Origin of the sequence: Pseudomonas saxonica (assembly GCF_007858365.1) — a bacterium.
In the GTDB taxonomy this organism is placed as follows: domain Bacteria; phylum Pseudomonadota; class Gammaproteobacteria; order Pseudomonadales; family Pseudomonadaceae; genus Aquipseudomonas; species Aquipseudomonas saxonica.
This window is the reverse complement of sequence record NZ_VFIO01000001.1, coordinates 1,485,766-1,506,718: the sequence shown is the minus strand read 5'-3', so window position 1 is coordinate 1,506,718 and position 20,953 is coordinate 1,485,766. Positions and strand designations below refer to the sequence as shown.

At 57.5% G+C, this 20,953-nt stretch carries 15 protein-coding genes; 1 reads left to right on the top strand and 14 read right to left on the bottom strand.

Annotated features, from left to right (window positions below):
* Positions 1-92 precede the first annotated feature (92 nt).
* Positions 93-2,531 carry a membrane-bound PQQ-dependent dehydrogenase, glucose/quinate/shikimate family gene (locus FJD38_RS06980; RefSeq protein ID WP_122782094.1) on the bottom strand — a complete coding sequence of 813 codons (2,439 nt, stop codon included), beginning with the start codon at positions 2,529-2,531 and terminating at the stop codon, positions 93-95.
* A gap of 683 nt (positions 2,532-3,214) precedes the next feature.
* Between FJD38_RS06980 and FJD38_RS06975 the strand changes: the two genes are divergently transcribed.
* Positions 3,215-4,504, top strand: coding sequence for a carbohydrate porin (locus FJD38_RS06975; RefSeq protein WP_122782082.1), 1,290 nt, complete (start codon positions 3,215-3,217; stop codon positions 4,502-4,504).
* 65 nt (positions 4,505-4,569) lie between these two features.
* Here the strand turns inward: FJD38_RS06975 and FJD38_RS06970 are convergent, their stop codons facing one another.
* The 13 genes from FJD38_RS06970 to FJD38_RS06910 all read right to left on the bottom strand — a co-directional run bounded on the left by FJD38_RS06970 (position 4,570) and on the right by FJD38_RS06910 (position 20,951).
* Positions 4,570-6,147 carry an aldehyde dehydrogenase (NADP(+)) gene (locus tag FJD38_RS06970; RefSeq protein ID WP_146384631.1) on the bottom strand — a complete coding sequence of 526 codons (1,578 nt, stop codon included), beginning with the start codon at positions 6,145-6,147 and terminating at the stop codon, positions 4,570-4,572.
* 80 nt (positions 6,148-6,227) lie between these two features.
* On the bottom strand, positions 6,228-7,667 hold the full coding sequence (locus FJD38_RS06965; protein WP_146384564.1) for an FAD-binding oxidoreductase: 1,440 nt from the start codon (positions 7,665-7,667) through the stop codon (positions 6,228-6,230).
* On the bottom strand, positions 7,664-8,206 hold the full coding sequence (locus FJD38_RS06960; protein WP_146384562.1) for a permease: 543 nt from the start codon (positions 8,204-8,206) through the stop codon (positions 7,664-7,666). Before FJD38_RS06960 ends, FJD38_RS06965 begins: the two co-directional genes overlap by 4 nt.
* Positions 8,207-8,253: 47 nt before the next feature.
* Complete coding sequence (locus tag FJD38_RS06955; protein WP_146384560.1) at positions 8,254-9,342, bottom strand: ABC transporter permease; 1,089 nt, start codon at positions 9,340-9,342, stop codon at positions 8,254-8,256.
* Positions 9,335-10,339 carry an ATP-binding cassette domain-containing protein gene (locus FJD38_RS06950; protein WP_208727495.1) on the bottom strand — a complete coding sequence of 335 codons (1,005 nt, stop codon included), beginning with the start codon at positions 10,337-10,339 and terminating at the stop codon, positions 9,335-9,337. Before FJD38_RS06950 ends, FJD38_RS06955 begins: the two co-directional genes overlap by 8 nt.
* 2 nt (positions 10,340-10,341) lie before the next feature.
* Positions 10,342-11,403 (bottom strand): TauD/TfdA family dioxygenase, encoded by a 1,062-nt coding sequence (locus FJD38_RS06945; protein WP_158637852.1) that lies wholly within the window; start codon positions 11,401-11,403, stop codon positions 10,342-10,344.
* Positions 11,404-11,428: 25 nt separating this feature from the next.
* The gene (locus tag FJD38_RS06940; RefSeq protein WP_122782076.1) at positions 11,429-12,091 is read right to left on the bottom strand and encodes a class I SAM-dependent methyltransferase; all 663 of its coding nucleotides are present in this window, start codon (positions 12,089-12,091) and stop codon (positions 11,429-11,431) included.
* Positions 12,092-12,169: 78 nt separating this feature from the next.
* Positions 12,170-15,172 (bottom strand): citrate/2-methylcitrate synthase, encoded by a 3,003-nt coding sequence (locus FJD38_RS06935; RefSeq protein ID WP_146384556.1) that lies wholly within the window; start codon positions 15,170-15,172, stop codon positions 12,170-12,172.
* Between the two features lie 36 nt (positions 15,173-15,208).
* Positions 15,209-16,204, bottom strand: a complete 996-nt coding sequence (locus FJD38_RS06930) for a hypothetical protein (protein ID WP_146384554.1) — start codon at positions 16,202-16,204, stop codon at positions 15,209-15,211.
* Positions 16,205-16,208: 4 nt separating this feature from the next.
* A complete protein-coding gene (locus FJD38_RS06925) occupies positions 16,209-17,783 on the bottom strand; it encodes an acyl-CoA ligase (AMP-forming), exosortase A system-associated (protein WP_146384552.1) in 1,575 nt (524 codons plus the stop codon).
* 10 nt (positions 17,784-17,793) lie between these two features.
* Positions 17,794-18,969, bottom strand: coding sequence for a type III PLP-dependent enzyme domain-containing protein (locus FJD38_RS06920; RefSeq protein ID WP_146384550.1), 1,176 nt, complete (start codon positions 18,967-18,969; stop codon positions 17,794-17,796).
* A gap of 1 nt (position 18,970) precedes the next feature.
* The gene (locus FJD38_RS06915; protein ID WP_146384548.1) at positions 18,971-19,948 is read right to left on the bottom strand and encodes a beta-ketoacyl-[acyl-carrier-protein] synthase family protein; all 978 of its coding nucleotides are present in this window, start codon (positions 19,946-19,948) and stop codon (positions 18,971-18,973) included.
* 13 nt (positions 19,949-19,961) lie between these two features.
* Entirely contained in the window at positions 19,962-20,951 is a 990-nt protein-coding gene (locus FJD38_RS06910) for a ferritin-like domain-containing protein (protein WP_146384546.1), read from the bottom strand.
* Between the last annotated feature and the right edge of the window lie 2 nt (positions 20,952-20,953).

The window sequence follows — 20,953 nt, the reverse complement described above, 5'->3', positions numbered from 1 at the left end:
GCCCCAAGAGTTCTGCTCTTGGGGCTTTTTGTTTGCCTCAAAAATAATCCCCGTAAACGGGGATTATTTTTTACATAAACGCAACCAGCCGTTTATTTTTCAGCGCTGTCCGGTAATGCATACGCAATGATGTAATCACCTACGTCAGGGGAGTGGCTCATGCCCCCTGCAGAGATCACCACGTATTGTTTGCCGGTAACCGGTGATTTGTAGATCAGCGGTGCGGCGACTGCGCCGACAGGCAAGCGTGCTTTCCACACTTCTTTACCGGTTGCCGAGTCGAGTGCACGCAGGTAGTAGTCTTGAGTCCCTGCAAAGAACACCAGGCCCGAGGCTGTTGAGGTTGGACCACCCAGTGTTGGCATGCCCAGCGGTATCGGCATGTGGGTTTTAATTCCCATAGGGCCGGTATCTTGGACGGTGCCCATAGGCACTTGCCACACCAGTTTCTGAGTATTGAGATCAATCGCACTCATGCTGCCGAACGGAGGTGTATTGCACGGCACGCCCAGTGGGGATTGCAGAATGTCGATTCTCACGCCGCCATAGATACCGGCGACTTGTGGACGAATGGTTCCCATGAAACCGGGCACTTCGTCAGTCGATACTTTGAACTTGCTGGTGTCTTCCTTCGTCACCAGCGACATCCGCAGGGGCACACGCATGTCGTTAACAAACATCATGCCTGTATTTTCGTCGATGGAGATGCCGCCCCAGTTCATGCCGCCCAACAAGCCTGGCCATTCGATGTACGGTTTCTCGGACGGAGGTGTAAACGGGCCCACGTAAACGGAGTCCTTGAACATGATCCGGCAGTACAGTTGATCGAAAGTCGTCACGCCCCACATGGACTTCTCAGTCAGTGGCTCAACACCAATAGTTGGCATTCCGACCGAAAACGGTTGAGTCGGTGACAGGTGCTCGCCTTCAGCGGCAGGTGAGGTTGGAACCGGACGTTCTTCAACTTCGGTAACAGGTTTGCCTGTACGGCGGTCCAGAACAAAAATATTGCCTGTTTTGCTGGTCTGGATCAAAACCGGCGTTTTCTCGCCGTCAGCGTTCTTCCAGTCATACATGACTGGCTGCGAAGGCAGGTCGTAATCCCACACATCGTGGTGAACGATCTGGTAAACCCACTTGGCTTTACCGGTCGATGCATCCACCGCTACAACCGCCGAGCCATATTTTTCTTTGGCCGCGTTGCGATCACCGCCCCAGTAGTCCGGAGGGCCATTGCCTGTTGGCAGGTAGACCAGGTTCAACTCTTTATCGTAAGTAGGAATAGTCCATACGTTAGGCGTTTCCAGCGTGAACTGGTGGTCGTCGGCAGTAGCGTCCTTACCCTCAGGTGCGCCAATGTCCCATGCCCAGGCCAAATCACCTGTCAGCACGTCAAAGGCACGCACGGCCCCTGAAGGCTCGCCCGCTACAATGTCACGCACCCAGCCGCCGACCACGGTCAGATGACCCATCACAACCGGCAGAGAGGTTGGGTGATAGCGTTTGCTCTTCTCGGTCGGGCCCATGCCTTTCTTGAGATCGACATAACCGTTCTCACCAAAGCTCGAACACAGGGCACCGGTGTGCGCGTCAAGCGCAAACAGACGGGCATCTACCGACGACACCAGAATGCGCTGACGGCATTGTTGGTCGTTGTCGTGCGAAGCCTTGACCTCAGCACTCAGGCTGTCGTCTTTATCGATGTCGTAATAACCCACGCCGCGGCAGGTGACGTGTTCTTCGGTTTTGGCTTTAGGGTCGAACTTCCAGAGAGGAGCCCCAGTATCACCATTCAGTGCGGTGATCAGATTCTCCGGTGTGCATGAATACAGCACGTTGCCAATCTGCAACGGCGTGTTTTCGTCTACGCCCGCACCAGCCCCGGTCGTTCTGCGCCCTGTTCTGTATGTCCAGGCGACCTGAAGGTCCTTGACGTTTTCTGGGGTGATCTGCGTGTAAGGCGCAAACCGGGTACCCGATGCGCTGCGACCATAGTATTCCCAATTTTCAGGCGTATCGGCAGTAGGTTCCTTCGGCTCGGATGCCTTCGACGCGACCACAGGATTTGAAATCGCACCGTGAGGGTAAAACGCAGCAATAAAGGTGGCGATCAACGCGGCAAATACCGCAAAGCCAAACCGGTTAGCCACGCGCTGAGTCGTCAGGGATGTACCCGGGAACGTCGCGCCCACCCACAAACTAAGTGTCAGGATAATGGCTGGAACCACAAGGCGTGGCAGCAGTTCCCAATAACTGAACTGGCCTACCTCATAAAATGCCCAGACGCATGTAGCAAGGAATATAAGTGCCGAAAATATAATGCTGAAACGTTTACGCCATAACAATAACGGGGTTAGTACCAAATAAGCCAACCCGGCTATTAGATAATAACTTGATCCGTCCAGAGCCAATAACTTGACCCCGCCGTATATCAATGTCAGTGCAACAGCAAAAACGAAGAGAGAAAATATTACTCTCGCGAGCGAGCTTATTGCCCGTCTTTTAGTGGGTGATTGATTGTCATCCGTCATTTTCATGAATGCTCTATGGGTGAATACAAAACTGTTCGTTGTCGGTGCGAACAGCCCGGCCGAATGATCGATTCGGTCGTAACTGGTTGGGCGTAAATCCTCTGGAGCCTCGTCATTCAGGCGTTAAAGCGCTGAAAAACCAGGCCGTTGCCCGGTGAGTCGGTTGCTGAACGCGCAGTTGCACGCAAAGGACTGAAGGTTCTACGAAACCTGGAGCGGAGCGTCAGAGCTCTATAGGGTTGGGTTTTGTGACTTTGTTTGTGCAAGCAGGCTTATTTTAATCGGATGATGTCTCGGATAAATCCAGCGCATTGGAAAACAATATTGATGAAACAGTAATAATCCAGTAGCCGTGAGCGACTCAATATGTGCCGAGCGTCATCGGTGCTGGGTGGCCAACGAACAGTGAGCTATTGACGCGATGAGCAAATCTGGCGAGTCAGCGGTTCAGGTTCGTGCCTGTTAGTTCAAGAGCTGGCATTAAGGTGAATTGTTACGAACGCACCAACAATGTTTCTTGCAGAGTTGGATTTATTCCCAAAAAGCTAATGCTTACACTTAAGCGTTGCTACTAACTTCAAGCGACGCTATCCAATCCTGTCCTTACACCCTGACGCAAGCAGTATTAGGCGACTTGCAAACAGCCTTGATCATCTGCGTTTTTTCAACGGAGCACCTTTCGAATGTTTTTTTCTTTCCGCGCGCTGACTACCAGCCTGTGCAGCGGTTTGTCGTTCTGTATGTTGGCCCCTGCTCCAGCGTTGGCGGATTCTACGGACTTGATGAGTCGCTCAACACTCACCGGCGATTGGGGAGGGGAGCGACAGAAGCTGGTCGACAAGGGGATTAAGCTGACGGGTGAATACAGCTCTGAGACGATTTCGAACCTGCACGGCGGGATAAAGCGCGGCACTCGCTATGCGCAACAAATACGCATTGGCGCGCAGTTTGATCTGAGCAAGTTACTCGACACTCCGGATGCTGGCGTGGTGCAGATCATTATCAATGACCGTCGTGGCCACAGCGCCACGGAAGATTTGCTCGGTAACCGCTTGTCAGCTCAGGAAAACTATGGGGGTGAATACACCCGGCTGACCGAGTTCAGCTATCAACGCAATCTGTTTTCCAAAGACCTGTCTGCCAAGGTCGGATATATGGTCATGGGCACCGAATTTGGGGGGATGCCCATCTTGACCAACTTTGTGAGCGCCGGTTTTTGTGCACACCCGTTAACCATGTCCAGCGGCAGTGGCTGGGGTAACTATCCGACGGCACACTGGGGGGGAGAACTGCGTTACGACGTTAACCCGTCGCTCACGCTGCAAACCGCTGTGTTCCAAGTCAACCCGGAGCACAACGCACGCCCTTCTGAAGCGTTTTCCATGCCCAGCAACGACACCACCGGGGCTATTTTGCCACTGGAGGCGATTTTTAATAATCATGCCTTTCTGGATGGTCAGTACAAAGTCGGTTGGTATTACGACACCTCCAATTACCAGAAAATTGGCAGCACACAAAAGAGCAGCAACCGTACCGGGGCTTACGTGTTGTTTGACCAGGCCATCTGGAAGGACGAGCAAGACCCTGAAAGCGTATTGCGCCTTTTCGGGCAAGCGGCCACCAGTAACGCTGCGACTTCACCGATGCGTCGTTGGTATTCGGTGGGTCTGGTCAAGCAAAAACCCTTTGCAAACCGTCCCAAAGATACTATCGCCTTTGGTTATGGCCGCGCCGTGATCAATCCGCGCACGCGCGATGAGCAAGAAGCGGCTGCAATCAATTTTGGTGAGTCAGACATGATCGCCAGCCTCGACAACGGCGAACAGATGCTTGAACTCAACTATGGCGCGCAAGTCACGCCCTGGCTGCTGGTGCGACCGGACATGCAGTACTACATCGAACCGGGCGCGTTCTTCGGCAAAAAAAGAGGAAACGCATTGGCTGTAGGGCTACAGATCAAAGCGACTTTTTAACCGACGGGCTGGCGCTTTGTGTGTTGCGAACCTGAAAGGGCAGGCCATGAAGCGATCTGCGCGACTCATGCCAGCACACATTGGCCATTGACCGTCCGCCAGAGTTCTAGCGGATTGCCATCTTGTAGCGCAGTCGGCATCAAGGCCGCAGGCAGGTCCTGATAACACACCGGCCGCAAGAATCTGTCGATAGCACTGGCGCCCACGGCGCTACTGCGACTGTCCGAGCTGGCCGGGAACGGGCCGCCATGCACCATCGCGTGAGAAACCTCGACGTTGTTCGCAAAACCGTTCACTAAAATGCGGCCCGCCTTGCGCTCAAGGATGGGCAGCAGTTTTCTGGCCAGCGCAAGATCAGCGTCATCCAGTAGCAATGTCGCTGTCAGCTGTCCTGACAGGTGCTCGGCGACAGCCAGCATTTCATCTTCATTCTTGCAGGCGACTATCAGCGAGCTGGGCCCGAATATTTCGTCGCCCAGTCGTTCTGTCGTCAGAAAGGTGGCTGCATCCGTTACGAACACTGTGGCTTGTGCTGCACATGGCTTTTGGGCAGTGCAACCTTGCGCCAGCGTCGTCACACCTTTGATATTGCCCGTCTCCTCGATACCGGTGAGGTAGGCATGATGAATGCCTGGCGTCAGCAGGGTTGCCGCGGCCTTTTTGCACAGGGCTTCCTGGGCGGTGTTGCAAAACTCGGTCAGAGGCTGACCTTCCAGGGCAATCACCAATCCGGGATTAGTACACAATTGCCCGGCACTCATTGTCAGCGCGTCCACATATGCACGGCCGATTTCGCTGGCGCGCATTGACAGTGCATGGGGCAACAGGAACATGGGATTGATGCAGCTCATTTCGGCGTATACCGGAATCGGCTCGCTGCGTTGCGCCGCTGTACGCATCAGCGCCAAGCCGCCTTGTCGCGATCCCGTGAAGGCGACGGCCTTGATTGCGGGATGACTGACCAGAGTCTGGCCGAACAGATTACTGTCGCCTATGAGCAGGGAAAACACGCCCTCTGGCAAATGGTGGGCAGCAACCGCCTGCTGAATCACCCGGCCTACCAGTTCAGACGTACCTGGATGAGCTTCATGCGCCTTGACCACTATCGGGCAGCCAGCGGCCAACGCTGCGACGCTATCGCCGCCGGCAACCGAAAACGCCAGGGGAAAATTGCTTGCACCAAATACAGCAACCGGACCGAGTGCGATCTTGCGCAACCTCAGATCGGAGCGAGAAGGGATGCGCGTCGGTAAAGCGCTGTCCAGGGTGGCGCCGAGGTATTGGCCATTGCGCACAACCGTTGCAAATAGCCGTAACTGGCTCACGGTACGGCCCCGTTCGATGATCAGGCGCGCGGCAGGCAAGCCAGACTCCAGGGCCGCGCGCTCGATCAGCGTGATCCCGAGCGCCAGGATGCCCGTGGCGATCGCTTCGAGGAATTGAGCACGCTGCTCTGCGGTGGTTTCGCGGTAGCGATCAAAGGCCTGCTGCGCCAGCGTGCAGGCCTGCTCAATGTCAGCGATACCGCCCACGCCGAAGTTGGGGGTCAGCGTTTCATGGGTGGCAGGATTGATTGCAGACAGTGATCCTTTGTCGCCACGCACTGCCGACTGACCGATAAGCATATTGCCGGTAATCATCATATTTCCTATAGCGTGCTGTGCCATCGTCAGACACGTATGGCTTGAATTGATCGGTGCAGGGGTTTCAGATTTCTTTGGCGCTATGTGTAGCGGTAGCGGCCCAACACAGCCTGCGGGTCCATCAAATGCTGCATAGCCCTGCTGATTTCCTGCACCTTAGGGGCCGTGTACTTACTGTAATAAGCGGCATTTACGGGCCCGACGCCATGCTCTGCACTGAAGCAGCCGCCGTTTTCCGACACCAGCTTGTAGAGGCCGCTACGCAAAGCGACCACCTTGGCGATGCCGTACTGGGCGATACAGGCGTGCGGGATTAGCACAATCAAATGGCAGCCGCCGTCGGCAAAATGGCCGAAATCGTAAAGCTGCAGCAGCGGATGTTCGTGCTGTAACCACTGTGCAGCTTGATCGCGGAAAGCGACCAATCGCGAGCGCGAAAATGCCACGTCGAACGAGAGCGGGAGACCTTCCTTGGCGATGGCCAGCGGCAGGTTGTCTCGCAGCGGCCAAAAGCTGCTGGTATTGCCCAAGGCGGCGTCGAGAATCCGGTCGCTTTCATAGAGCTGTTCCAACACCTGTTCCGTTCGTTGCGCAAAAATCGTGTGCAAGCCAGGCATGCTGCTGGCGATCTCTATCAGGGCATAACAACCTGCCGACGATTGGCCGAACGGGTGGCGCAGCGTGGGGAAGTTGCGCAAGGTAATGGCCAGAGCCGCGTCGGATATCACTTCGAAAGCGCCCAGTAGATCGCCAAAATGAAGCTCGAAGGCATGCAGCACCTCAAGCGCTGCCGCATGGTCAGGCAAGGCTACAAACATGCTCTGCGTCGACTGGTCGATGCGCTGGAGTTCCAGCGTCGCCGCCGTAATGATCCCGAAGGCGCCACCGGTGCCGACAAACAATTGCTTGAGGTCAAGCCCGGTATTGTTCTTGCGCAGCGGTGCCAGCAGCTGCACCACGGTGCCGTCACCATCGGCCAGAACCGCCTCGATACCGAGCAGGTTATGACGCACGTCGCCATGCTTGAGCAAGCGGCTGCCGCCGGCATTGGCGCCGATTAATCCGCCTATCGCCGGATCGCTGCCGATATCGACAGGAAAATACAGCGAGTGGGTTTCCAGTGTGCGATTGAGTTCTGACAAGAGTGCGCCGGCTTCGACAATGACCGTGCGGTTCAAGGGATCAATCTCGCGCACTCGGCGCAGGCGCGAAAGGGAAACGATCACTTGCTTGCCGGAGTTGTCGGTGATGGCACCGCCCACCAATCCGCTGCGGTTGCCTTGGGCGATCAGCCGTATGCGATGGCGCACAGCGATGCGCATCAGCGCGCTGACCGCGTGGGTATCGCGCGGGATGACGACCGCCGCCGCTTTGCCACGGCAATGAGCAACGTCAATTTCATAGGGGGCACAGGCCGCTCCGGTCAGCAGTGACGCCTGCCCCAACACTTCGGCGACTTCGGCCAGGAACGCGTCGAGTCCCGAGGCTTGTCTGTCCACGGTTTTTTCCAGGTCGCTCATTGCGTGGCAACCATGCGTTTGAGCAACTGGCTGCGTACCAGCACCAGTGCGACGATGGGCAATACGCCTCCCAGCAGCGTGTTATGGCGAAACGTCAGCGACACCGCGACTGCGATTGCCGCGCCAGCCAGCAGCATCACAGAGAGTTTTCGGACCAACCCCTGATCGCTGCTGGTTTCGCCGATGAAACCGAGAGGAGAAAGCCGGGTGGCAGCTATGCCAATCACGAATACACAAGCCAGCACGGGCGCTGCCCCAAGCTCCTGCCCCCACACTTGCAACGCTGCAGTAGAGACCGAGGCCAACAGGGCGCCAATCATCAGATACAGGTCGACGCTCAGTGCGATCCAATGGCCAGGGCGGTATTTGAACAGCCAGAACATATGCGCAATGCTGATAACACCGCTGACCACATACGCGGTCTCCCAGCGCACGCCTGCCTCACCTGGGCCGAAACGGCCATACAACAGGAACACGATCACCGGAATGAATGCACTGGCATTCGACAAATAGGCACGGCCTAACTGGCTGACAGACATGCTGGTTTCCTTGAATAGAGGTGCAATGAAATGCCTGAGTCCCGGGCTTAACTCTTGTGCCAGCGGAACATTAAGGTTGCTGCGGTGAGAAACAATGCGGTCCAGCCTGCCATGGTCAACAAGGGCAGCCACAGCGAAGGCAACGAAGCACCTTCGAGCATCACTTGACGCAGTACCGAGACAAACTGGTTGATCGGAATCACCGAGAGAATGTTTTTGATCCAGGCGGGCGCATCGTTCAACGGGATGGTCAGGTTGCCGAAGAACAGGGCCGGGTAATGGATCAGATGGCAAAGCAATTCGGTTTCTTTTACCGAGGAGGTTCGGCTGGCCAGCAGGGTGCCGAGGCACAGCAACATGGCGCCGCCCAGCAGAATGACCGGCAACGCACGCAAGGTTTGCGAACTCCACAGCGAGATGTCGATGCCGTATCCATAACGCGCCACCAACAGCAAGGTGCCCACCGAAATCAGCATCATGACGACCCGAGACAGGAGGATCGAGGCCAGAAACACCAGCTTCGGCACGGGAAAGCAGGCGTAGATCTTGAGTGCATTGTGCTCACGCAAGCTTGCAATCGATAAGGCGGTGGACATGATGCCCAGTGACATCAAACAGATGACCAAAATGCCGGTTGTGAAAAACTGGCCGTAGTCGAAGGGCTTGGCGCCGGAGGCCGTATCTTCGAAACGCACCAGGTCTGTCGACACAATCCCGCGCTTGGCCGCCGAACACCTGACCGCGGCGATCTCGATCACGCGCGCGGCGGCGCGTACCGCGAGCTGACCCTTGAAGTCATAGTGCACCTGCAGCGGTTCGGCGCCTGCCGCAAATACGATGCGTACCGTATCTGCTGCGGAGGCAGCCGTGCTGCTGACGGTTGAAAAACTGGCCTTTACTGGATCTCCTCCCGCAAATGCCTGCTCAATCGCCAACTGGCAGCTGGTATCCGAGCTGGCCTGGTCAGCGTCCACAAACTGGACATTGACCGTGCCGAGTGAGCCAGGATGACCGAAAGCCATCAGCATCACGGTCAGCAGCAGAATGGGAAAGGCCAGCGCCCAGAACAACGCCGATTTGCTGCGAAAAAACCCCAGCAGCTCGTTGCGCGTCAATATCGCCAGTATGCTAAACATGCTGTTCCCCCTGGGCGCAGAGGTGCAACATATCGCGGTAGTGGGTGGGGCCGAACTCAAAGTGCTGGAACGCGACATGACCGATCAGGGTGCGTATCGACCGGTCCAGTTCCTGGGTGCCATAGACGCTGATTTCATTACTTGAAGGCCTCGACAGCCGCAGCGTGGCGCCTTCGCGTTCCAACTGTTGATAGATGGCGTTGATCTGATCACGGTCGTCCAGCTGCAAATAGGCATGGAAGGCGCCAACCAGGCGGTTCTTCAATGCTTCTTTATCGCCCCGATACTCAACCCCGCCGTTGCACACCCACACCACATCGCTTGCTGTATCCAGTTCCTCAACCGAGTGGCAAATCATAATGATGGTCAGGTCAGCCAGCTCGTACCGCAGCAGGTGTGCGACGCGTTCGATATACGCCCGGTCAAGCCCGGTAAAGGGTTCGTCAAGGATTGCAATTTCCGGATGGTGAGCCAGCGCCACGAACAAATCGAGCCGCTGCTTCTGGCCACGTGACAGTGCCCGATAGGGGAGTGTGCGCAGCGCTTCGATATCCAGTGCCTGCGCCACCTGTGGGTCTTGCTTGCCGTACAGGGCCAGATGCAAATCGAGAATCTCTCTGACATTGGACGAGTCTTCATATTCGACCCGCTGCAGTTGCACCCCCAGTCGCTTGCGGTGCCGGGTGCTTTGCAGAAAACGCGCCGCTGGAACCCCCAGAATCTGAGCGCCTTCCAGATGCGCCTGCCGGAACCCGAGCAAGGCTTCGATCAGGGTGCTCTTGCCGGCCCCATTGGGGCCGATGATGGCGGTATGGCGACCGCGTTCGAAATACAGATCGCGGACCTCGAAGCGGAAACTGCCGGCGCTGACCTGGATAAGTTTGGCCGCCGCCGCATAGGGTTCATCAATGCGCGTGCGTGCGTGCTGCCTCTCAGGATGCAGGGCATTTTCGGACAGCCCGGGTTTGTCGTCCGTCATCAGGCGTTGACTGTTCATGTTCAATCGAACAACGCGACTTGGACATCGCGTTTGCCTTTGAAGGGATTGCGGCCATGGGCGACGGCAATGTTATCGATCAACAGCAGGTCACCGCTGTGCCAGGGAAAGGCGATCTCCTGCGCCTCCAATGCGTCGTAAATAGGCGCGATTTCAGCCTCCGAGATCGGCGTACCATCGCCGAGCCGCACATCGTACGGGCGTGCCAGTTTGTCCTGATAGGCGTGCTGGATGTAGGTGTAACCCGGCTTGCCGAGGGAGCGGGTGTTGTTATGTTGGGTCGACAGTTGATTGAACCATATAGGTTCGCCCGTCAGCGGATGTTTTAAAACGGCGTCACCGGTATGCGACACCGTGATGCTGCCATCTTCGAGCCACTGGTAATCGAGGTCAGTATCGCGGCACAGCTGTTCCACCCGCTGCGGATCATCGGTCAGGAACGCTTCATCCCAGGGCCGGTGGTATTCGCGCATGTGGGTGTTGCGCGGTTCATTCTCGGGCGTGCTGGGTGCCCGGAAGTTGCGCAAGTACAAAATGCGCGCGGCGCAGAGACGTTCGATCAGTGACGGTGGCAGGCGGCGGGTAACGGCTCGCATGTCACACAGTATGGTTTCGCCGCCTTGTTCGGAGGGATGTTTGCAAAAGAAGGCCAATTTCTGTGGGTAGTGCGCCATGTAGGCCTTTTCCTGATGCAGACCGATTTTCAGGGTGGCCGGGATACGAGTCGATTCGTAGACTCTGCCCTCGATGTTCTTGCGTGGCGTGGCGCCGCCGATATAACCGAACGCATGCTCAGGATAGTTCTGCGCAATAGCCTGGAAGTCCGCGTTTTCGCGCAGTGGAAAGCCACGGAACAACAGGCAACCGAATTCCAGCAGCATGCTGTCGAAGACCGCCTGATGGTGGCGATACCACGTCGCAAAAACCTCGCGGTCACCGCTTAGCGTGCTGTCTACAGGCGTAATGACGAGCGGCATGCGCTCAGGTGACAGAAAACCACACTGTACCTGCGAGCTGCCCAGCATTTCCTGAAAGTGCTCAGCCCGATCTGTACGTTGGTCCATAGTCTTTCCCCTGGCGAGTTGCATATCAAGCCAACACAGGCTTTTTAATGAGGATTTCGAAACCCAGCGCACCCATGCCGGAGCTGGGGCTGGTCACTACCGTGCAGTGGTCCAGACCGGCCTCGACGACCAGCGCGCGCGCTTCTTCGAGGGTGACTTTTTCTTCGACATGGGTCGGTGGATAACCCACTGAAGCGCGCATTTGAGTGAATTTTTCCAGCAAGTCGGGGGCGACGTCGCGGCGCATGTCGTGCACCAGGCCAACTCCGCCCGGCTGCAATACGCGATACATCTCCGTCAGGCTTTTCACCTTGTCCGGCAAGTGATGCAAGGTGGCGCGGCTGACAGCCATTGTCAGACTGTTGTCCGCGAAGGGCAGGTCCAGGGCGTCGCCCACCTTGAGTTCGATGGCATCGCTCAGGCCCAAGGCTTCGATGCGCGGCCGGCCCCCTTCGAGCATGGTTTCGTCCAGATCCAGGCCGATGAAATGCCAGCCCTTTAATACGGGGTCGGCCGCCAGGCGCACCGGGACCACGACGGTGGCGGTGCCGATATCGACCAGAGCGCCGGGCTGCAAGTCGCGGGCAATCTGGCGGATGCGGGTGACGAACAACACATCCCAGGGTTCCAGTGCTTGCGAGGCAAAGCGGTCGTATTCGTCGGCAGGTCGTAGATTTTTCAATAACATGTAAACGTTCTCGTCGTGGATGGCGTTGGAAGAAAATTCAGCGTTTGAATATCAGGTGCGGCTTGCTCGTTTCTTGTCCTACAGCCAACCCACTGGCACGGTGGCCAACAACTTGCGCGCGGCTTTGCTGTTCACACCGAAAGCAGGGCGATCACGTCGCTCGATGGCATGCGCGACCATGGCAGCCACCCGGCCACAGAGCCCCAGGCCAACACTCCAGCGGGCCTGCGTCACGCCGAGATCGAGCAGGGCCGCGGCGGTGATGAAATCTATATTCGGACGTAAGCCTTTACGTTCCAGGACGTGGGCACAGACGACGTCGAAGATCTCCAGGTAGCGCCCCCCGAAGCCCCATTTGGCAAACAGGTCACTGATATGCGGCGGCCGTGGATCCTGCACAAACAGCGGATGGCCGAAGCCGAATAGCAAGTTGCCCGGTTGATCCAGCGCGTGGTCGACCGCTTGCCGTATGTCCGCATGGCTGTCTTGTGCACGGATGGTCTTGAGCCAGGTCATTGCCTCTTCTGCTGCGCCGACATGTTTCGGCCCGCTGGCCATGAAACCGGCCGCCACGGCCTGCGCAAGGGTGACGCCGGTGCCGATGGCGGTACGTGGAACCAGCACCGTCGGCGTGATGTAGCCGAAACCGGCGTGCCAGGCCACCAGCAGGGCGTCGACGACACGAATGGATACTGGATCGATATGGGGCGCACCCATTGCAGTCAACACGGCCTCGGCGTGCTGGGTTGATGGTGCGCCGGGGGCTGCATACCCGAGCGCCGCGTGCAGGAAATGCGGGGTTGAGGCAACGCTGATCAGGCCCAGGATGAAATCCTGATGCGTGGGCAAACCGCGCGCGGTCGCTTCGCTCAGGGCGATAGTTTCCAGCGCTGCCAGATCGCCGAGCAGGCCGCAGGCTGCGGCTTGAACGATGCCTGCACCGCTGTCGGCGACGGCTTCGATACCACGCCGATAGGCGGGGGCTTGCGACAGGTGGTCGGCAATGTGCACCAGCACGGCATCAACGGCCTGGCTCTGTGCAGTGGACGGCATGCTGCCAAACCACGCCAGCCATAGTGCAGTGGGGAAGTCGACGATGCCGATCAGGTCATTGAGGTTGCGACCCCTGACCCACAGGCCTTCATTTGGCTCTATCGTGGCGCCGTCGATATTAGTGCCGCGATACAGCGTGCGCGGTCCGCCAAACAGGCTCTGCGGCGATGCGGGTGTCGGAGTGTCTGTCTGTACCAACTCATCAAGCCCAATGCTGCAGTGAGCGACCAGCAGGTTTTCCAGGGTGTGGGCGTGTTGCGTAACCGTCGGCAGGATGTTGGCGAAAAAATAGTGCGCGGTTTTGACCTTGCCACGGTAAAAAGCGGCTTCTTCGGCACTCTGTGGCTGGAGCAACTGACGCTCTGCCACGCAGGCCGATTCAAGCAGCACCCAGGCGCTGGCGGTGAGGCCGATCATTTCCAGAAAACGGGTATAGAACTGGCTGGTTTCGTGGGTGCGGCCTGCACGCACGTGCTCATTGATACGTGAAAGCGCCTGCTCAACGGCGAGCATGGCGTTTTCCAGTGCCGGGAATGTGTCGTTCAGTTCAGTACTGACGGCCATTTTGCTGCTCAAAAAGGCATCCAGTTCTTCACGCAGAAACTTGATCAGGCGTGAGTTCCTGCCAAATCCCAGCTTGTCGCGCACCAAGTCCTGAGACTGGATGTAGTTAGTACCTTCCCAGATCGACAGGATTTTTACGTCGCGCGCATTTTGCTCGACAGGGTAAGCATCGGTGTAGCCGATGCCGCCATGCACTTGTATCGCCAGTTCGCAGATTTTCCAGGCTTGGTCCGAGACAAAAGCCTTGCACACCGGGGTGAACAACAGCACCAGCTTGCGGTATTTTTCGATCTGGGCTTCGTCCAGTGCAGAGTCGGCTTCCAGGGCAAACGCCTGGGTCGAGGCACCGGTCAATTTGCCGAGCAGCCCACGGCAGCCCTCTACCCGAGCCTTCATTTCCAGCAGCATGCGCTGTACATCAGCGTGTTCGATGATGGCCTGAGGGGGAGCGCTGGCATCGGACGTTCGACTGATGGCGCGGCCCTGGATCCGTTTACCGGCGAAATCCACTGAATGCAGATAGGCGCTGGACGCCAAACCCAGGCCGATAATCGCCGTGCTCATACGCGCCTGATTCATCAAGGGCACCAGTTGCAGCAAGCCGGCATTTTTGCGGTCGCCCAGCAGCACAGCGCGGGTAGTGCCGCTTCGACCAAACACCAGGTGGGTATTGGCGCAGCCCTTCAATCCCATTTTGCGCAGTAATGACGTGCACTCGACGTGGTTGTCTTCCAACTCACCGGTCACCGGGTTGGGCCAGAAACGCGGCACTAGCAGGCAGGACAGGGAGTAAGAGGTCGAGGTCGTGGTGTTGATGCGGCCCAAGACAAAATAAACGGTGTTTTCAGTCAGCGAATGCATGCCCGCCGAGATGTAGACTTTTTCGCCGCTGACGGCGTATTCGCCGTTTTCAAGAGGCTTTGCGAGTGTGGTGACAGCGGTCAGGTCGCTGCCCGCCTGCTGCTCGGTGGCGCAGAAACACGCGTCCCAGTCGTAGTGCTGAAGCTTGCGCAAGTACGTTGCCTTTTGCGCTGCGCTACCGTGCAGCTTCAATAGCTTGATGGCCGGAAAATTGAAGCCGCCGTAGGTCATGAACGCCGGGTTGGCACCCATGAACATTTCCTGAATGGTTTGCCGGATCAGGGGGGGCATGGAGGGTTGCTGCGATTCGCTGTCGTTGCCCAGCACCTGAATCCACTCAGCCTTATAGCGTTGCCAAAGCCCGTGGAATTCCTTGGGGATTTCGACTGTGCCGTTTTCCAGCAAGTGGCATTCCTGTCGGTCGGAGGCTTGATAGGCTTTGCCTAACTCATAAGCGAACGCCCTGGCGCGCTCCAGCAAGGCATCGTAGTAGGCACGACTCTTGTCGTTGAACGGTACCCGTGCGAGAAACTGCTGGTCGGTTTTATGCAGTTCCCACAAAAAAAAGCGAAGCTCACGCAGGCTGACTTTATAAGCAGACATAGGTTTTCCTGATTAATAAGCGGTTTGAATCTTGATTCAGGCGCCAGCCTGTATCTCGGCCACAATGGCGCCAGCGGTGCCGCACAACGCTGCATCCCATAGCAAGGCGGTGGCCGTTTTACCCTGAGGGAGGGTGGCACGCAGGCGCATCAGCGACAGCAAGGGGGCCGCGCTTGAGTGGTGAGGTCGGGCACCGAATTCGAAATGTCGCTCTTGCGCAATGCCCAGTTCGCGACTGACGCCGAGGGTGAAGCTGTCGCTGAATCCCGCCGGCAACACCCAATCGATGTCGCTGGCTTTCAGGCCGGAACGTTCGATGGCCGTTTGCGCTGCGCTTACCGCCATCGGATGCAGACGTTCAGCCTGGGCGGCAGGCGTCAGTTTCCAGGGGTTGTCAATGGCCGAGCCATAGTGCATCGCTGAGGCGCGTATGGCCCCCCAGCCTGACGGCGTCTGAGCCTCGCCATCGAGCAAGATGGCGGCTGCGCCGTCGCCATACACCACCAGATCACCCCAGGCGCGAAAGAAGGGGTAAAGCCACTTATCGGACGCCACCAACAGTACTTTGCCGCCGAGACTGACCAGCGCTTCGATCATGGTCAGTGCGTTGAATACCCCGGCAGTGCCCGACTGGCCGATGGCGAAAGGCAACGCTTTGGGCAAACCCAGTGCATGCTGGATACGGCCTGCGACCGATTCGTTAATGCGTTGGTTAAGGGCGGTATTGGTCACCACTATGTGGGTCACTTGTGCCAGCGTTTCTGGCGCAACCTGTTGGCGCAAGAGCGCTACCGCTTCCAGAGCCAGGTCGGCACAGCTTTGCAAGGGGGGCGCTACGGGCAGCGCGATGCTCGCCGTAGGGAGCAGCCGACGCTCTTCTTCGGCGTCGATTCTGCCCTTGCCGCGAGGCATGGAAAAGACAGCCGTCTTGTACAACAGATGGCCATAGCCGATGTTTTTTTCCTGGGCTTGTACCGCTCGGAACGGGGTCGTATCGGGAACGTGAGAAGCGATAGCGCGAATTCGAAGCATGAGGCTATTCCGTGACCGTAAGTGGGGTGGAGAAAAACTCGGAAAACTGCTGTTTAAGCTGCTTTCGGTCGATCTTGCCGTTCGGATTGCGCGGTAAAGGCGAGTCATGCAAGGACACATGCAGCGGCACCATATAGGTCGGCAGTTTGTCCCTGCATAGCTTGATCAGTGCCGGGGTCGTGATCTGTCTGTGCGGGTGGGCGAACAGGCTGATGATGATGGCTTCGCCCAGTTGTGGGTGCGGCACACCAAACGCTGCCGCTTCGGTCACTTCATCCAGGGCAAACAGGACTTCTTCGACTTCGGTGGGGCTGACGCGATAACCGGAGGTCTTGATCATGTCGTCGCTGCGCGCAACGAAATACAGATAATCGTCTTGGTCGCGGTAGACGATATCGCCCGACCAGACCGCTGTTTCGGTGCGCAAAATCTGCCGGTCCGGGCGAACCCAGGGACGAAAGCGTTGAGCGGTCAGTTCTGGGTCATTCCAGTACCCGAGGGTGACGAACGCCCCCCGGTGCACCAATTCTCCGTGCTCTCCAGCAGCACATTCAGTGCCGTTGGGGCGCAACACGCGGATATCGGCGTTGGGCACTGCCTTGCCGATGGAGTCGGGCCGCGTGACGGCCGCTTCCGGCGGCAGGTAGGTCGAACGGAAAGCCTCAGTCAAGCCGTACATCAAGTAGGGCAGCGCATTGGGAAATGCACGTTTGAGTTTTTCCAGCAAAGGGGGAGGCATATGCCCGCCGGTATTGGCAAAGCAGCGAATGCGTGCGCCGGCAGGTTGAGGCCACTGTACGGACGCCAGTTGCATCCACAGTGGCGGCACGCCGGTAATCACGGTGACGCCATGGGCTTCACAGAATGTCGGGACTTCGCCTGCTTGCAGGAAATCCAGCGGCGCGTAGCAAGCACCGCTGACCAGCGCTGTGGTCAACTGGCTAAGCCCGGCATCGAAGCTCAGGGGCAATATGCCCAGGATGACGTCATCGGCCTGCAAGCGCAGATAGTGAGCGACGCTATAGGCGCCCGACACCAGGTTACGTTGCGACAGCACCACGCCCTTGGGTCGTCCCGTCGAGCCGGAGGTATACAAAATGGCAGCAGGGTCACTGTCGGTGACGGTGCTATGTGGGTTGACAGGCGCCGTATCGGGCGGCGTGTTCAAGTTGTCGGGCTGTAGTTTTTCCAGTGACCAGGTGTCGAGTTCGATGTCCATCAACGCCGCCTCGATACGTCTGAGGCGTGGGCCCGTACTGATGAGCAAGCGAGCACCGCTGTCCAGCAGAATGTGGCGTGCCTGTTGCTCTTTGAGTTGAGGGTTGATGGGCACCAGGATCGCACCCCGGGCATTGATTGCCAGGAACGTGACGATGGTTTCGTACTGCTTGCCGGCATAGACAGCGACGCGATCGCCGGCTTGCACGCCGTTATAAGCCAGCCTCTTTGCGGTCAGGCGCACGTCCTCCAGCAGTTCTGAATAAGTCACTGTCTTTGCGCCCTGCGCAAATGCACGGCGGTCGCCATGCTGGTGGGCGCTGTCCTGCAAAAGGTCGTACAAACTGATGTGGGCGGTCATGGTGACGTCCCTAGGATTGGTGGATATAGGTGTGTGCCGGACTTTGCGAGAGAAAAGCGCTGACGCTGTAGGTCTGGTTATAGGCGCCGCAGTTCTCGAAGATCACCAGGTCGCCCACGCTCGGTGGGGCCGACACGTCATGGCGCCAGCCGATCACGTCGGCGCGGCTGCAAGTACTGCCCACGAACTGGGTCGGCAACAGTGGCGCGTCAGTCGGCGCCTGCTGGCGCCGCAGCAGGCGCGGCTGCGCGTAGTTCTTCAACATGGATTCAGTTTTGGCCAGCAAGAAGTTGTGGCTCAGGCCACCGTCGCAGATTGCAACGTAGCGTTCACCCAGTGCTTTGACTGAACGCACGCGGGTCACGAAGGTGCCTGCGCCAGCGAAGACTCCGCGTCCGGACTCGTGAATGACCTTGAAGTCTTTGTGCAGCGGTGCAATACGCTGGCGATAAGCGTCAAACGTCTGCGTCTGGCTATGGAAGTGCTCTGAGAAACCTCCACCGACGTTAAGAAACTCAACCGGCATGCCGGTGAGGCGTGCTATTTGCGGCGCAAAGGCAGCGAGCGCGTAGGCAAGGGCGGCAGAATCGGTAGCCTTGTCATCGATGTGAAAGGCATTGGAACCCGCAAAGGTATGCAGGCCTGCGATGGGCACGTTGGCCTGAGCCAATGCAACCGTCGCCAGCAAAGCGTCGTTGCGACTCATGCCGAAATGGTCCGCCAACTGTTTGCCCGAGCCGACCAGGTGACCCGCATTCAGGCGCAATACCGTTTGCGGCGGGGCCTGTTTACCGATGACGCGAATCAGTCTCTGCGCCTGCTCCAGGCTGTCGATAATGAAGGTGCAGCGTGATGCCAGGGCCGCACGCATGAAATCTTCATCCATGGACGGATTGTTAACGTATTTGGGGGTGTTGATGCGACCCGCCACAATATCGAGTTCACCCTGGCTGGCCAGCTCAACACCGTCGACGAACGCGTGGCCGCAACGGATCAACAGATCCAGATTGGGGTTGGCCTTGAGCGACACAATCAACGGTGTACCCAACCGCTCGCGTAAATCAGCGTAACGGGTCATTACGACAGTGGGGTCGAGTACATAGCACGGCGTTTTCAGATTCAGCAGCCATGGGTCGGTCGTTGCTGCGTCGCCACTGACCGGAGAGAAGGCGGAGGTCATGGTCATTTCAATTCACCGGATGAAGGGTCAATGCCGAAAACGAACCGTTGTCCGATTCCGTTATGTTCATCAGGTGCGCCCCCGCATCGACCTTGCTTAAGCCAATATCGGCAAGGTTGATGGCCAGGTCCGAGCCAAAGGAGTGACCCTTGTTCAGGATGTTGTCGCTATAGAGCGTGGAGGCAGGAATCGCCATGGCGTTACAAAAGGCGTTCCAGCCAGAGTGGTTGGAGTTGTAAGGCAAAATGCAGGAAAAATCGCTTAGCGCCATGCCACAGTCGGCCACGGCTTCCATCATGACTTTGCGGGTGTAGTGCCACTCCAGATTGAACATTTCCTTTTTCACCGCGTTATTGGTCACGGAGCCCAGGTACCAGCTGCCATAGTTGCGCACGGCCGTTGCACCGACCCGGTTACGCCGGCTGTTACGGGTCACCAGCAAGCACCCCGCGCCATCACTTAATATGCTCGCCTGCAACACCCGGTAGCGTTCAATAAAGACGCGGTCGGACGACACGATCAGCACCGAGTGCAATTGGCTATGTACATTCATCAACGCCTTGGCCATCTGAATGGCGACGCTGATCGACGAGCAATTGAGCTGTGCGATCGAGCCGGCCCAGATAGGCTTGATGCCGAAGGCCGTGGCCACTTCCAGGGGCAGACTGCGTGGCGCCGGCGGTATGCTGAAGAGCCCGGTATGCACATGGATCAGTGCGCCGATGTCGCTGCCCTTGAAGCCTTGTTCTTCTTGCAGGCGAGCGACAGCGCGCTTTGCCAGCTCGACCTCGTCGATGTCCGGTGCCACATGGAAATAACGGCAACCCGCATTGCGAATCATGTCTATGCGCTCGGCTGGCAACTTGTATTGCTGAGCCCAGTCATTGATGTCCTGGCGTTCGCCGGGCAGTTCGTAAGCGGCGGCTTCAATACCGATCGTGTAGGGGGCGCAGTTGTGTGTTGCCGCGGTAGTTGGGGACGTCATGTCTGTCTTCCTGTTAAGCCGGCATTGGCATGGCGGCGTAGTCCAGCACTCTGAGCTTTTCAAAGGCATCGCTTACACGGGGCGTCAGCAAACCCATTTCGCGGATGGTCGGCACCAGCCGGCGGAAAATGGAACGGCGCATGGAGTTGGCCACTTCCGAACTCCTGACCAGGTGGCTGCACTCTTTTTTGGATAAGCCCATCGGCTCCCATATGTCGTCGGCGCACAGGTGTTCGTACAAGGTGTAAGCCCCTTCAACCACAAACTCTTCGCGTTCCTTGCGTTCAGTGCTGCTCATTTCCTTGTACACGCTGCCCAGCGTGATACGGCCAATGGCGAAGTGGCGTGCTTCATCGCGCTGAATGCGAGTCATCAAGTCTTTGATGAAAGGGTCCTTGGTGTAGGCGACCATGCTTTGAAACAGTGACAGCGCAATGCCCTCGACCAGCACTTGCATGCCCAGATTGGTCATGTCGAGTTTGTCGGTGGTAATGGTGTCTTGCAGCAGGCCTTTAAGCGCCTTGCTCATGGGGTAGCTGATGGGCAGCTTGTTATTCACCAGCCGACCGAATGCTTCAATGTGACGGGCTTCATCGATGATTTGCCCGGCGGCACACAGACGGGCCGAGAGGCTTTCTTCGGCCACTGCCAGTTTCGATGCGCAAATCAGGGCAGCCTGTTCACCGTGCAGGACCTGTGACAGGGTCCAGCCTTGGGAGTGATGGCGAATCTCGGCTCGGTTTTGTTCATTCATCTTGTTCCAGACATCGGTGCCGTAGATCAGCAATGTGCCGTCCGGCATGCCCAGTGGATTGTCTGGATTGAGCTCGTAACTCCAATCGATGTCGGTGTTGACATCCCATTGGTTGGCCTTGGTTTTCTGGTACAGCGCATTCAAGCTGTCATCGCTGAAATCGTAGGTCTGAGACATGTAAGCGTCGACCGAGAATTTCCACTTGATCGGCTCGCCATCATCCACTGTCTGTTTGTGCTCTGTTTGCATGA

Bases quoted from the DNA above. Each gene is read 5' to 3' on its own strand.
- FJD38_RS06940 (WP_122782076.1), bottom strand. From the start codon at position 12,091: ATGTTATTGAAAAATCTACGACCTGCCGACGAATACGACCGCTTTGCC.
- FJD38_RS06910 (WP_146384546.1), bottom strand. From the start codon at position 20,951: ATGCAAACAGAGCACAAACAGACAGTGGATGATGGCGAGCCGATCAAG.
- FJD38_RS06965 (WP_146384564.1), bottom strand. From the start codon at position 7,667: ATGAGCGACCTGGAAAAAACCGTGGACAGACAAGCCTCGGGACTCGAC.
- FJD38_RS06930 (WP_146384554.1), bottom strand. From the start codon at position 16,204: ATGCTTCGAATTCGCGCTATCGCTTCTCACGTTCCCGATACGACCCCG.
- FJD38_RS06955 (WP_146384560.1), bottom strand. From the start codon at position 9,342: ATGTTTAGCATACTGGCGATATTGACGCGCAACGAGCTGCTGGGGTTT.
- FJD38_RS06945 (WP_158637852.1), bottom strand. From the start codon at position 11,403: ATGGACCAACGTACAGATCGGGCTGAGCACTTTCAGGAAATGCTGGGC.
- FJD38_RS06980 (WP_122782094.1), bottom strand. From the start codon at position 2,531: ATGACGGATGACAATCAATCACCCACTAAAAGACGGGCAATAAGCTCG.
- FJD38_RS06935 (WP_146384556.1), bottom strand. From the start codon at position 15,172: ATGTCTGCTTATAAAGTCAGCCTGCGTGAGCTTCGCTTTTTTTTGTGG.
- FJD38_RS06925 (WP_146384552.1), bottom strand. From the start codon at position 17,783: ATGACCGCCCACATCAGTTTGTACGACCTTTTGCAGGACAGCGCCCAC.
- FJD38_RS06920 (WP_146384550.1), bottom strand. From the start codon at position 18,969: ATGACCATGACCTCCGCCTTCTCTCCGGTCAGTGGCGACGCAGCAACG.
- FJD38_RS06975 (WP_122782082.1), top strand. From the start codon at position 3,215: ATGTTTTTTTCTTTCCGCGCGCTGACTACCAGCCTGTGCAGCGGTTTG.
- FJD38_RS06960 (WP_146384562.1), bottom strand. From the start codon at position 8,206: ATGTCTGTCAGCCAGTTAGGCCGTGCCTATTTGTCGAATGCCAGTGCA.
- FJD38_RS06970 (WP_146384631.1), bottom strand. From the start codon at position 6,147: ATGATGATTACCGGCAATATGCTTATCGGTCAGTCGGCAGTGCGTGGC.
- FJD38_RS06950 (WP_208727495.1), bottom strand. From the start codon at position 10,339: ATGAACAGTCAACGCCTGATGACGGACGACAAACCCGGGCTGTCCGAA.
- FJD38_RS06915 (WP_146384548.1), bottom strand. From the start codon at position 19,948: ATGACGTCCCCAACTACCGCGGCAACACACAACTGCGCCCCCTACACG.